Consider the following 12,764-nt stretch of genomic DNA (forward strand, 5'->3'; position numbering starts at 1 on the left):
CTGGACTCAGGAAAAAAACCGGCGGGAGTCTTGGGGGCCGCCGCCGGGGAGGTAACCTAAATGCCGAAGCGGTCGCGTAGCGAGTAGTAGACGGCACCGAGGGCGGTCAATGGGGCGGAGAAGGTACGGCCGCCGAGCATGGGCATGTGTGGCAGGGAGGCGAAGGCGTTGAAGCGTTCGGCGTCGCCGCGGATCATCTCCGAGATCAGTTTGCCGGCCAGGTGCGAGCAGGTGACGCCGTGGCCGCTGTAGCCTTGCATGTAGTAGGCGTTTTTCTCGATGCGGCCGAATTGCGGCATGCGTGACATGGTCAGCAAGAAGTTGCCGGTCCAGCGGTAGTCGATTTTCACATCCTTGAGTTGTGGGAAGGTCTTGAGGATCTTCGGGCGGATCAGTTGTTCGATGTCGTCCGGTTCCCGCGCGCCGTAAACCACGCCGCCGCCGTACAGCAGACGGTTATCGGCCGTCAGACGGTAGTAATCGAGCAGATAGTTGCAGTCTTCGACGCAGTAGTTGTTGGTGATCAGGCTGCGCGCCTGCTTCTCGGTCAACGGTTCGGTGACGACGATTTGCGAACCGCACGGCATGCTTTTCGCGGTGACGCGGTTGTCGAGGCCTTGCGGCAGGTAGGCGTTGCCGGCGATCAACAGGTACTTGGCGCGTACCAGGCCTTTGGCGGTGCGCACGACGTTGGGCTCGCCGTAGGTGATCTCCACGGCGGCCGATTGCTCGTAGATCTTGCCGCCCAGGCGCGTGATTGCAGCGGCCTCACCGAGGGCCAGGTTCAGCGGGTGAACATGGCCGCCCTGCATGTCCAGCAGACCACCGACGTAGGCGTCGGAGCCGACTTCGCGACGAATGTCCGCCGCGTCGAGCATCTTCAGATTGCGATTGCCGTAGCGTTCCCAGTTGCGCTTCTGCTCGGCCAAACCGTTGAGCTGCTTCTTGTTCATCGCCGCGAAAATGCCGCCCGGGCGGTAGTCGCACTGGATGTCGTAGTCCTTGATGCGCGAACGGATGATGTCGGCGCCTTCGAAGATCATGCTGCCGAGGATTTCTGCGGTCTTGTCGCCGTAGCGCTCTTCGATCACGTCGACGTCGCGGCTGTAGGAATTGACCAGTTGACCGCCATTGCGGCCGCTGGCGCCGTAGCCGACTTTCGCCGCTTCCAGCACCGTCACTTTATAGCCGGCTTCGGTCAGGAACAGCGCCGAGGACAAACCGGTGTAACCGGCGCCGATGATGCAGACGTCGCAGTCCACCGCTTCTTCCAGCATCGGGAAGTCGATGACTTCGTTACGGGTGGCGGCGTAGTAGCTGTTTACGTGTTGTTGTTTCATACGTTTCTCCGATGGCCGCAGAACACCTGCGACCGTCGCTGTAAAAGAATTAGAGCTTGATCCAGGTCGCTTTCAGCTCGGTGTACTTGTCGAACGCATGCAGCGACTTGTCGCGACCGTTGCCCGACTGTTTAAAGCCACCGAACGGCGCGGTCATGTCGCCGCCGTCGTACTGGTTGACCCACACACTGCCGGCGCGCAGGCCGCGAGCGAAGGTGTGCGCCTTGCTCAGGTTGCTGGTCCAGACCCCGGCGGCGAGGCCGAAGATACTGTCGTTGGCAATGTGCAGTGCTTCTTCCACAGTGTCGAAGGTGATCAGCGACAGCACCGGGCCAAAAATCTCTTCCTGGGCGATGGTCATGGCGTTGGTTACGCCGTCGAAAAGCGCCGGTTGCACGTAGAGGCCACCGGTTTCTTCGAGGGTGCGTTGGCCGCCAGCGATCAGTTCGGCGCCCTGCTCGCGACCGATGCTGATGTAGCGCAGCACGTTGTCGAGTTGACGCTGATCAACCACGGCGCCGACGGTGGTGGCCGGGTCGAGGGAGTGACCGGGTTTCCACGCTTGCAGCGCTTCCACCAGCAGGGGGATGAATTGCTCGCGGATCGAACGCTCGACCAGCAGACGCGAACCGGCGGTGCACACTTCGCCCTGGTTGAAGGCGATGGCGCCGGCGGCGGCCTGGGCTGCTGCGCGCAAGTCCGGGGCGTCAGCAAACACCACGTTCGGGCTCTTGCCCCCGGCCTCGAGCCAAACGCGTTTCATGTTGCTTTGGCCGGCATAAATCATCAGTTGCTTGGCAATCGCCGTGGAGCCAGTAAAGGCCAGCACGTCGACGTCCATGTGCAACGCCAGCGCTTTGCCGACGGTGTGACCAAAGCCCGGCAGGACGTTGAACACGCCTTTTGGAATGCCGGCATCCAGCGCCAGTTGCGCGATGCGGATGGCGGTCAGTGGCGACTTTTCCGAAGGCTTGAGAATGAACGAATTACCGGCGGCCAGCGCTGGAGCGAACTTCCAGCTGGCCATGATCAGCGGGAAGTTCCAAGGCACGATGGCGGCAACCACGCCCGAAGGTTCGCGGGTCACCAGACCGAGTTGGTCGTGCGGCGTGGCGGCGACTTCGTCGTAGATTTTGTCGATGGCTTCGGCGCTCCAGCGGATCGCGTTGGCGGTCGCCGGGATGTCGATGCTCATGGAGTCGCTGATCGGTTTGCCCATGTCCAGGGTTTCAAGCAGCGCCAGTTCTTCCTGGTGTTGCAGGATCAGATCGGCGAAGCGGATCAGGATGCGCTTGCGCTCGGCCGGGGCTTTTTTCGCCCACACGCCGGATTCGAAAGACTGGCGAGCGACTTCAACAGCGAGGTTGGCGTCGGCTTCGTCGGTACTGGCCACGCAGGCGAGGAAACGGCCGTCGACGGGGCTCAGGCATTCAAAGGTGTCGCCGCTGATCGCCGGGCGGTATTCGCCGTTGATGAACGCGCGGGATTCGAGGGTCAGGGACTGGAAGCGTTGTTCCCAGTCGTTGCGGGTTGTAGTCATTGTTGTGGCTCGACAAGGGGGGATTGGGGTGATGGCAGGCGATCGCCCACTCATCAAAACCTGGTAACCGTATCCCCTGTGGGAGCGGGCTTGCTCGCGAAAGCACCATGCCAGACAAAATGATTTTGAATGACACACCGCATTCGCGAGCAATCCAGCTCCCACATTGGGTCGGTGTTGGTCTGCAAATCAGACCGTATGCAGGTACCAGTTGTACTCAAGGTCAGAGATCGAGTTTTCGAATTCGGCCAGCTCGCTTTCCTTGCACGCGACGAACACGTCGATGTACAGCGGGTCGATGTAGCGGGCCATGACTTCGCTGTCGTCCAGCTCGCGCAGTGCGTCGCGCAGGTTGTTCGGCAGGCTCTGCTCGTTCTGCTCGTAGCTGTTGCCTTCCACCGGCGCACCCGGTTCGATCTGGTTGGTCAGGCCGTGGTGGATACCGGCCAGCACCGACGCCATCAGCAGGTACGGGTTGGCGTCGGCACCGGCCACGCGGTGTTCGATGCGCACGGCGTCGGCCGAACCGGTCGGCACACGGACCGCCACGGTGCGGTTGTCGATGCCCCAGCTCGGCGAGTTCGGCACGTAGAACTGTGCGCCGAAGCGGCGGTACGAGTTGACGTTCGGGCAGAGGAACGCCATTTGCGCAGGCAGGGTCTCCAGCACACCGCCGATTGCGTGTCGCAGCGCGGCGTTCTGCTCGGGATCCTCGCTGGCGAAAATGTTGTTGCCTTCTTTGTCCAGAATCGAAATGTGTACGTGCAGACCGTTGCCCGCCTGGCCCGGATACGGCTTGGCCATGAAGGTGGTGTCCATCTCGTGGTCGTAGGCGATGTTTTTCACCAGACGCTTGAGCAGGACGGCGTAGTCGCACGCCTTGATCGGGTCGCAAACGTGATGCAGGTTGACTTCGAACTGCGCCGGGGCGCTCTCCTTGACGATGGCGTCAGCGGGGATGCCCTGCTCTTTCGCGCCTTCGAGGATGTCTTGCAGGCAGTCGACGTACTCGTCGAGGTCGTCGATCAGGTAGACCTGAGTCGACACCGGACGCTTGCCGGACACCGGCGAACGTGGCGACTGCGGACGGCCGTTCACGTTGTCCTGGTCGATCAGATAGAACTCCAGTTCGAACGCCGCGCAAAGGGTCAGGCCCATTTCATCGAACTTGCGCACCACGTTGGCCAACACTTCACGCGGGTCAGCGAAAAACGGCTGGCCTTCGATCTCGTGCATGGTCATCAACAATTGTGCGGTGGGGCGCTTTTGCCACGGCTCGATGCTCAGGGTGCCAGGGATCGGGTAGCAGATGCGGTCAGCGTCGCCGATGTCCAGCCCCAGGCCAGTGCTTTCGACCGTGGAGCCATTGATGTCGAGGGCGAAAAGCGAGGCCGGCAGGTTGATGCCTTTCTCGTAAACCTTATGAAGACTGGTGCGTTCGATGCGCTTGCCGCGCACCACACCGTTCATATCCGCAATCAGAAGGTCGACGTACAAAACCTCAGGATGTTTCTTAAGGAATGCGTTTGCTTCGTTGAGTTGAACGGCACGCAGAGGGACCGACATGATGCACCTATTTAGCTGTTAATTATTATGTTCACTGCTGTTTCGCCGAGCCAGTCAATCCGAAAGACAAAGTGAAGTCAATAGCGAACACCTGACCGCCCAGCCTTTATTTTTAGGGCGTTTTTTAACACTTTCATGCCAACACAAGCGCCGGACACCCAGAAACCGTGAAAGATGGATGAACGGCGTTTAGAATTTTTTACATGGCAGTTGTTAATTAAAATCAACGAGGCTAAGCTCCGGAAAAGCTCGTTCAAGTGTCAAACTTCGAGGTGAATAAAAATGGCATTCAAGCCATTAATCGGCGTTACTGCGTGCGTCAAACAGATTGGCCTGCACCCCTATCACATCAGCGGCGACAAGTACGTTCGCGCTGTCAGCGTTGCGGCGCTGGGGCTGCCGGTGGTCATTCCTTCCCTTGGCAACCTGACTGAAATCGATGACCTGCTCGGTCAACTCGACGGTCTGTTGCTGACCGGCTCGCCCTCCAATGTGGAACCTTTCCACTATCAAGGCCCAGCCAGCGTCCCCGGCACGGATCACGATCCGGCGCGAGACGCCACCACCCTCCCTTTATTGCGTGCCGCCATTGCGGCGGGCGTTCCGGTGCTGGGCATTTGCCGTGGTTTCCAGGAAATGAACGTCGCGTTCGGCGGCAGCCTGCATCAGAAGGTGCATGAGTTGCCGGGCATGCTCGATCACCGCGAAGCCGACAGCCCGGATGTGGCCGTGCAATACGCACCGGCCCATGCCGTCACCGTGCTTGGTGGCGGCGTGTTCGAAGCGCTGGGGTTGCCGGACGAGTTCCATGTCAACTCGATTCACAGTCAGGGCATCGACCGCCTCGCTCCCGGCCTGCGCGCCGAAGCGGTGGCGCCGGATGGCCTGATCGAGGCGATCTCGGTGGAGCACAGCCCGACCTTTGCCCTCGGTGTGCAATGGCACCCGGAATGGCAGGTACTCGATAACCCGAACTACCTGAGGATTTTCCAGGCGTTCGGCCAGGCTTGCCGGCAACGGGCGACGCGACGCAACCAACGCTGACCCAACCCGGGATTTCATCACTGTTTACTGCCCCCACGGGTCGGCGGCTGCGCGTTTGTGCATCCGTCATCCGTGAAAACGACAAACCGTAATAACAACAAGTACGACCCAGGCAGCCAGGACGGCGGCGCCGACCAAGCCGGATCGGTAAGAGCAGTGCCCGTCAGGACAACGCAAAACCCTGTGGGAGCGGGCTTGCTCGCCAAAGCGGTGTGTCAGGCAACAACGATGTCGATTGACACGACGTATTCGCGAGCAAGCCCGCTCCCACAGGGGGATGTGATCCGACAGGCAATGCGCTGACCGCTCTGCAATCCACTTTTAAGCCAGGCCACATTGGCCCGGCGAACGAAACCTGTTGGGAGTTTCACATGGCAAACGCCTCCAGCACTTACAGGAAGGCTCTTGAAGGTCATCAGCAACCGAAAAAGGTTCTGGTGAAAGTCGATCGCGTGACCAAGAAGTTCGACGAAACCACCGCCGTGGACGATGTGTCACTGGAGATCCATCAGGGCGAAATTTTCGCCCTGCTCGGTGGCTCCGGTTCGGGCAAATCGACCCTGCTGCGCATGCTGGCCGGTTTCGAGCGCCCGACTGAAGGGCGAATCTTGCTCGACGGCGTGGACATCACCGACATGCCGCCCTACGAGCGGCCGATCAACATGATGTTCCAGTCCTACGCGCTGTTTCCGCACATGACCGTGGCGCAGAACATTGCCTTCGGCCTCAAGCAGGACCGTTTGCCCACCAGCGAAATCGACGCCCGCGTCGAAGAGATGCTGCGCCTGGTGCACATGACCCAATACGCCAAGCGCAAACCCCATCAGTTGTCCGGCGGCCAGCGTCAGCGCGTCGCCCTCGCCCGCTCGCTGGCCAAACGTCCGAAGCTGTTGCTGCTCGACGAACCGATGGGCGCACTGGATAAGAAGCTGCGTTCGCAGATGCAGCTGGAACTGGTGCAAATCATCGAACGCGTCGGCGTAACGTGCGTGATGGTGACGCACGACCAGGAAGAAGCCATGACCATGGCCGAACGCATCGCGATCATGCACCTGGGCTGGATCGCGCAGATTGGTAGCCCGATCGACATCTATGAAGCCCCGGTCAGCCGCATGGTGTGCGAATTCATCGGCAACGTGAACGCTTTCGACGGCACCGTGGTGGAAGACCTGGAAGGTCACGCGATCATTCACAGCCCGGACTTGCAGCAGAAGATCTACGTCGGCCACGGCGTCAGCACCTCCGTACAGGACAAGTCGATCACCTACGCGATCCGTCCGGAAAAAATGCTCGTCAGCACCACCCAACCGGAGTTCCGCTACAACTGGTCCGAAGGCAAAGTGCATGACATCGCCTACCTCGGCGGCCACTCGGTGTTCTACGTGGAATTGCCCGGCGGCAAGATCGTTCAGTCGTTCCTGGCCAACGCCGAACGTCGTGGCGCACGGCCGACCTGGGACGACAAGGTCTACGTCTGGTGGGAAGACGACAGCGGCGTGGTACTGCGCTCATGAAAACCTTCAATCAGCAATTCCTGCGCCTGGTGCCCAGCGGGCGAAAACTGGTGATCGGCATTCCGTTCATCTGGCTGTTCCTGTTCTTCATGCTGCCGTTCTTTCTGGTGATGAAGATCAGCTTCTCGGAAGCAGCCCTGGCCATTCCGCCCTACTCGGAGATCTACACCTACGCCGAGCAGAAATTCCAACTGTTGCTGAACATCGGCAACTACACCCTGTTGGGTGAAGACGACCTTTATCTGTCGGCCTACCTCGGCTCGCTGAAGGTCGCGGCACTGAGCACGCTGATGTGCCTGGGGATCGGCTTCCCGATGGCTTACGCGATCACCAAGGCGAGCAAGGAAGCGCAAAACGTCTTGCTGCTGCTGATCATGATGCCGACCTGGACGGCGATCCTGATCCGCGTGTATGCGTGGATGGGCATTCTCAGCAACAACGGTTTGCTCAACGCGTTTCTGATGTGGACGGGGCTCACCGATCACCCGATCGAGATCCTCAACACCAACACGGCCGTGTATATCGGTGTGGTTTACGCCTATCTGCCGTTCATGGTGTTGCCGTTGTACGCCAACCTCGTCAAACACGACGGCAGCCTGCTGGAAGCCGCGTCAGACCTGGGCTCGAGCAACTTCAATAACTTCTGGAAAATCACCGTGCCGCTGGCCAAGAACGGCATCATCGCCGGTTGCATGCTGGTATTCATTCCGGTGGTCGGTGAGTTCGTGATTCCAGAACTGCTCGGTGGCCCGGAGACGCTGATGATCGGCCGCGTGTTGTGGCAAGAGTTCTTCAATAACCGCGACTGGCCGGTGGCGTCCGCCCTGGCAGTGGTGATGCTGTTGATCCTGATTGTGCCGATTCTGCTGTTCAACCGCAGCCAGGCCAAAGAGATGGAGGCACGGGGATGAAACGCTTCAGTTTTGCAAAGTTCATGCTGATCTTCGGCCTGATGTTCATCTATCTGCCGATGCTGATTCTGGTGATCTATTCGTTCAACGCCTCGAAACTGGTGACGGTGTGGGGCGGCTGGTCGGTGAAGTGGTACGTCGGCCTGCTCGACAACACGCAACTGATGGGCTCGGTGCTGCGCTCGCTGGAAATCGCCTGCTACACCGCGATTGCCGCTGTTGCCCTCGGCACCCTGGCCGCGTTTGTGCTGACGCGGGTCACACGCTTCAAGGGGCGCACGCTGTTTGGTGGTTTGGTCACCGCGCCGTTGGTGATGCCCGAAGTGATTACCGGTCTGTCGTTGTTACTGCTGTTCGTGGCGATGGCGCAGTTGATCGGGTGGCCGCAGGAACGTGGCATCGTCACCATCTGGATCGCCCACACCACGTTTTGTGCAGCCTATGTGGCGGTGGTCGTTTCCGCCCGACTGCGTGAACTGGATCTGTCGATTGAAGAAGCGGCAATGGATCTGGGGGCAAAACCCTTCAAGGTGTTTTTCCTGATCACCATTCCGATGATTGCGCCGTCGCTGGCGGCGGGCGGGATGATGTCGTTTGCCTTGTCGCTGGATGACCTGGTGTTGGCAAGCTTCGTGTCGGGTCCGGGTTCTACCACCCTGCCGATGGAAGTGTTCTCGGCGGTGCGTCTGGGCGTGAAGCCTGAGATCAACGCCGTGGCCAGCCTGATTCTGCTGGCGGTGTCGATCGTGACCTTCCTGGTCTGGTATTTCGGCCGCAAGGCAGAAGCCAACCGCAAACGTGCGATTCAGGAAGCGATGGATCAGACCGCCAATGAGTCGTGGCAACAACCGCAACGCACCGCTGCCAGCGCTTGATAACGGATGTTGTGGCGACGGGGCTTGCCCCCTCGCCACAGATTTACCGCGTTGAGTTTTTGAACAAGAACAATGGAGTTGTACCGATGAAAATGTTTGGCAGGACTCTGCTGACACTGTCCTTAATGGGCGCAATGGCCATGGGCGCCCAGGCCAACGACAAGGTGCTGCGTGTTTACAACTGGTCCGATTACATCGCGCCGGACACCGTCAAGAAGTTTGAAGACGAGACCGGCATCCGCGTGACCTACGACGTCTTCGACAGCAACGAAACCCTTGAGGCGCGTTTGCTGGCGGGCAAATCCGGTTACGACATCGTCGTGCCGTCCAACAGTTTCCTGGCCAAGCAGATCAAGGCCGGCGTGTATCAAACGCTGGACAAATCGAAGCTGCCGAACTGGAAGAATCTCAACCCGGTGCTGCTGAAAAACGCCTCCGCCAGTGATCCGGACAACGCTCACGCGTTCCCGTACATGTGGGGCTCGATCGGTATCGGGTTCAATCCGGCCAAGGTCAAGGAAGTGCTCGGCGCCAACGCCCCGACCGATTCCTGGGACTTGCTGTTCAAGCCCCAAAACGCCGAGAAGCTCAAGGCGTGTGGCATCAGCTTCCTCGACTCGCCGACCGAAATGCTCCCGGCCGCCCTGCACTACCTGGGCTATCCGGTGAACGACAAGGACAAGTCGCACATCCTCGAAGCCGAAGCGCTGTTCATGAAGATCCGCCCGTACGTGGCGTACTTCCACTCTTCGAAGTACATCTCCGATTTGGCCAACGGCAACATCTGCGTGGCCGTCGGTTATTCCGGTGACGTGCTGCAGGCCAAGGCCCGGGCGGCGGAATCGGGCAACAACGTGAAGATCGACTACAGCATCCCCAAGGAAGGCGCCGGCAGCTTCTACGACATGGTCGCGATCCCGCGTGATGCGGCGAACGTCGACAACGCGTACCTGTTCATGAATTTCCTGATGCGTGCTGACATCATCGCCGAAGTCACCAACAACATCGGCTACAGCAACGCCAACTCGGCGGCGACGCCACTGGTGGATGAAGCGATCCGCAACGATCCGGGCTCGTATCCGTCGCAAGCGGTGATGGCGACGTTGTATGCGGTGCCGGATCAGCCGATTGCCACCCAACGGATCATGACCCGCGGCTGGACGCGGGTGAAACTCGGCCAGTAACCGAAACCCCCTGTGGGAGCGGGCTTGCTCGCGAAAGCGTAGTCTCAGGCACCTGTGAATTGGCTGACCTGACGCCTTCGTGAGCAAGCCCATTCCCACAGGGGATAGGTGGCGGTTTGAAGATTTATGATTTCCCGTTCACGCAGCGCCTTACCACCGCTGCCCCCACATGAACGGCCTCACCTGGCTCCCTCGGCTCAGGTGAATTTCAGGCGCCCTCGGGCGCCTTTTTTTGTCGCTCAGGTCAGCGGCCAATCCTGCAAAACGCGGTAGCGCCCCTTGTGCGATTCAAACAGGGCAAAGCGCTCGGCACGCAGGCAGAACTCCGGCGGTGTGGCGGCTTCCGGCTCGGGCGCACGGTAATCACGGGCCAGCGTCAGATGCGGGCGAAACGCGTGTGACGGCGCCTCAAAACCAAACGGCAACATGGCCTGCTCAAGCGCATAGACCAGACGCAATAACGCCTGCGGTGCCTGCTCGGGCGCCAACGACAGCACCCCGGCGCGATGCCAGACCTGCAAGCGATCCAGCGAAATCCGCACAGCCTCTCCCGGCGTGCGTACCTTACTGGCGGCTTCGCAGACTTCGCCGATCTGCGCCAATGGCACGGCACCGAGAAACAATAACGTCAGGTGAAAATTGTCGGCGGGCACGGGTTTGCCGGCCCTCAAGCCCAACTCCCCACGCCACTGGGCAATCGCCTTGCGCTGCGCCAGTGGACAGTCCAGGGCAAAGAACAGCCGCTTGGACGGCAGATCCCCGTGTTTTTCATCCGTCATGGCCTGGCTCCTTATAGGGTTGTGATTGCCGATTCTACCTGCCCCTTTCTGACGACTCGCCACACAAGTCTATAGTTCAAGGATTGCCATCAACCGGAGGCCGCCATGCGCGAGATCCTCAGCAAAGAGCCGTGGTGGGCCAGGCCACCGAGTCCCGGGCAGGACGAAGCCGAGCTCGAATGGGGCTGGCTGGTGCATTACAGCGAAGGTGAGCCGCGCTTCGAGTTTGTCCGAGAGCGGCCAACGGATGAGCAGATTCGTCATCGCAAAGGCTGTCGGATTACTCCATCGGCAGAGTGAAATACACACCTGTGGGAGCGGGCTTGCTCGCGAAAGTGGTGTGTCAGGCAACATTATTTTTGAATGACATACCGCGTTCGCGAGCAAGCCCGCTCCCACAAAGGGACTTGCGTGAGTTTCAAGGTTCGATGAGGTATTTGAACCCGGCGAAGATCATTCGCTGCCCGTCGAACGGCATCGGGTTGACGTCCGGTTGCATGCGCGGGTCGTCCATCATTTTCGCCATGCCCGCATCGCGGGTGGCCTTGTCCGGCCAGATCAGCCAGCCGGAGGCCACGGTTTCATCTTCCTTGAGTTTCACCGCCATCGGGAACGACGTGATCTTGCCGTCCGGCACGTCATCACCCCAGCATTCGACGACGCTCAGGGCGCCGTACTCCTTGAACAGTTTCGCTGCGATGACACAGTGTTTTTTGTATTGCTCGCGATTGGCGGTCGGCACGGGGGCGACAAAGATATCGATGTAGGCCATGGTCATTCTCCTTGCAGGTTGGGTTCGATCTGCTGATTGGTCGATGGTGGCGGCTGCCATTCGACACGGTTCGCCCCAAACCCGACCAACGGCTCTTCACCTGCGCCCAGATTGCGCTCGATCTGCCCGGCCATGTGCAGCGTGCCGGCCATGACACCGGTGGTCGGGTTTTGCACCAGCTTCAACCAGGCCTTGTCGAAGGTGTTACCCAGACTGCTGCGGATCAGCGCCTCACTGTCGGGGCGGTCGTTGGCCTGGATGATTGCGCGAATACCCGCAACGCCCACCGAAATCATCGCCCCGGCCAGCTTGCCGGCTGCAGCGGCCACTGCGCTGGCGGCGCCGCGCGGGGCCATTTGCGCCTCCATCCGCTGGCTGGCGCGTTTGGCCACCGGGGCCATACCGGCGTCGGTCGAGGCAATGCCTTTCGAACCACCGTCGGTGTGGATTTTGTCGATCAGCGCCGCGTAGGCCGGCAGCGTGTTCAACGGTTCGCTGCTGATGACCTGATACAGCGACGCATCCCGCGCCGGCGGCGGGCCGAGGGCGATCGCCGCAATCCTCTGCAAATGTCCATTGAGCTGAGCCATCGGCACGCCATGCCGCTGAGCGATGAGCGGCATCTGCCGGGCCATCAGTTGCGCATAGAACGCCGTGGCCTGGCCAAGAATCGCGTCCGGATCGATCTCCACGGCCACCGGCGCCAACACCTTTTCCTGATATTGCTCAAGCAGATACGCCGCCAGACGCTTGGCCGACGCGTCCTCCTCACCACCCGCGCTGATCGTGTACCAACTGACCTTCATCGACAGCCATTCCTGGGTCCAGTAACTGCTGAACCACGGGATGAAATTTTCTTCAGTTTGCTGATAGACGCGAGTGCGCCAATGTTCCATCGAGCCACGGGCGAACAGCTTGACCTGCTCGGTGGACTGTTGCGAGGCGTTGACGATTTCGCGGTCGATTTGCTGCCAGGTGGCGGGTGAAACCACCACCGCCGGCACCGTTACAGGGGCCCGCGCCGGAGAGGCGCAGCCGGCCAGCAGAAACAGGGCGGCAACGAGCAGCGCGCGCGGTGTCACGGTTTTGGTCTCCCAGAGTAAGGAGCGGCAAATTTGAGTATAGGTGCGGGAGACAGGCCGTTTGTCTGGTATTGGGTCAAATACAGCTCCCACAAGGGGTCTGCGCCAACCATCAATACCGTCGATATCCAACATCGCGACGATTGCGTTCCGCCCG

Annotated in this window: 12 protein-coding genes; 6 read left to right on the forward strand and 6 right to left on the reverse strand. The window is 60.2% G+C overall.

Annotated elements, in window-relative coordinates:
* Nucleotides 1–56: 56 nt before the first annotated feature.
* The 3 genes from AACY50_RS13045 to AACY50_RS13055 all read right to left on the reverse strand — a co-directional run bounded on the left by AACY50_RS13045 (nucleotide 57) and on the right by AACY50_RS13055 (nucleotide 4,446).
* A complete protein-coding gene (locus AACY50_RS13045) occupies nucleotides 57–1,340 on the reverse strand; it encodes an NAD(P)/FAD-dependent oxidoreductase (protein ID WP_339432725.1) in 1,284 nt (427 codons plus the stop codon).
* 49 nt (nucleotides 1,341–1,389) lie between these two features.
* Nucleotides 1,390–2,880: an aldehyde dehydrogenase gene (locus AACY50_RS13050; RefSeq protein ID WP_339432726.1), complete on the reverse strand. Its 1,491-nt coding sequence runs from the start codon at nucleotides 2,878–2,880 to the stop codon at nucleotides 1,390–1,392.
* Between the two features lie 189 nt (nucleotides 2,881–3,069).
* Nucleotides 3,070–4,446, reverse strand: a complete 1,377-nt coding sequence (locus tag AACY50_RS13055; RefSeq protein ID WP_339432727.1) for a glutamine synthetase family protein — start codon at nucleotides 4,444–4,446, stop codon at nucleotides 3,070–3,072.
* 282 nt (nucleotides 4,447–4,728) lie between these two features.
* Here AACY50_RS13055 and AACY50_RS13060 point away from each other — a divergent pair, with 282 nt between their 5' ends.
* The 5 genes from AACY50_RS13060 to AACY50_RS13080 all read left to right on the forward strand — a co-directional run bounded on the left by AACY50_RS13060 (nucleotide 4,729) and on the right by AACY50_RS13080 (nucleotide 9,974).
* Entirely contained in the window at nucleotides 4,729–5,490 is a 762-nt protein-coding gene (locus AACY50_RS13060; protein ID WP_339538648.1) for a gamma-glutamyl-gamma-aminobutyrate hydrolase family protein, read from the forward strand.
* Between the two features lie 371 nt (nucleotides 5,491–5,861).
* Nucleotides 5,862–7,004, forward strand: a complete 1,143-nt coding sequence (potA, locus tag AACY50_RS13065; RefSeq protein WP_339538649.1) for a polyamine ABC transporter ATP-binding protein — start codon at nucleotides 5,862–5,864, stop codon at nucleotides 7,002–7,004.
* Nucleotides 7,005–7,033: 29 nt separating this feature from the next.
* A complete protein-coding gene (locus AACY50_RS13070) occupies nucleotides 7,034–7,915 on the forward strand; it encodes an ABC transporter permease subunit (protein ID WP_339432751.1) in 882 nt (293 codons plus the stop codon).
* Nucleotides 7,912–8,790: an ABC transporter permease subunit gene (locus AACY50_RS13075; protein WP_339538650.1), complete on the forward strand. Its 879-nt coding sequence runs from the start codon at nucleotides 7,912–7,914 to the stop codon at nucleotides 8,788–8,790. The genes AACY50_RS13070 and AACY50_RS13075 overlap by 4 nt, the downstream gene beginning before the upstream one ends.
* Nucleotides 8,791–8,876: 86 nt before the next feature.
* Nucleotides 8,877–9,974, forward strand: a complete 1,098-nt coding sequence (locus tag AACY50_RS13080) for a polyamine ABC transporter substrate-binding protein (protein ID WP_339507875.1) — start codon at nucleotides 8,877–8,879, stop codon at nucleotides 9,972–9,974.
* A 239-nt stretch (nucleotides 9,975–10,213) separates the two neighbouring features.
* Here the strand turns inward: AACY50_RS13080 and thpR are convergent, their stop codons facing one another.
* Nucleotides 10,214–10,753, reverse strand: coding sequence for an RNA 2',3'-cyclic phosphodiesterase (gene thpR / locus AACY50_RS13085; protein WP_339432732.1), 540 nt, complete (start codon nucleotides 10,751–10,753; stop codon nucleotides 10,214–10,216).
* 105 nt (nucleotides 10,754–10,858) lie between these two features.
* Here thpR and AACY50_RS13090 point away from each other — a divergent pair, with 105 nt between their 5' ends.
* Complete coding sequence (locus AACY50_RS13090; protein ID WP_339432733.1) at nucleotides 10,859–11,053, forward strand: hypothetical protein; 195 nt, start codon at nucleotides 10,859–10,861, stop codon at nucleotides 11,051–11,053.
* Nucleotides 11,054–11,171: 118 nt separating this feature from the next.
* On the opposite strand, the gene AACY50_RS13095 is transcribed toward AACY50_RS13090, so the two are convergent.
* Nucleotides 11,172–11,525 (reverse strand): DUF1428 domain-containing protein, encoded by a 354-nt coding sequence (locus tag AACY50_RS13095; RefSeq protein WP_339538651.1) that lies wholly within the window; start codon nucleotides 11,523–11,525, stop codon nucleotides 11,172–11,174.
* Nucleotides 11,526–11,527: 2 nt separating this feature from the next.
* The gene (locus tag AACY50_RS13100) at nucleotides 11,528–12,607 is read right to left on the reverse strand and encodes a hypothetical protein (protein WP_339465630.1); all 1,080 of its coding nucleotides are present in this window, start codon (nucleotides 12,605–12,607) and stop codon (nucleotides 11,528–11,530) included.
* Nucleotides 12,608–12,764: the final 157 nt, after the last annotated feature.

The sequence above is a fragment of the Pseudomonas sp. RA_15y_Pfl2_54 genome, assembly GCF_963971015.1.
Taxonomy (GTDB): domain Bacteria; phylum Pseudomonadota; class Gammaproteobacteria; order Pseudomonadales; family Pseudomonadaceae; genus Aquipseudomonas; species Aquipseudomonas baetica_A.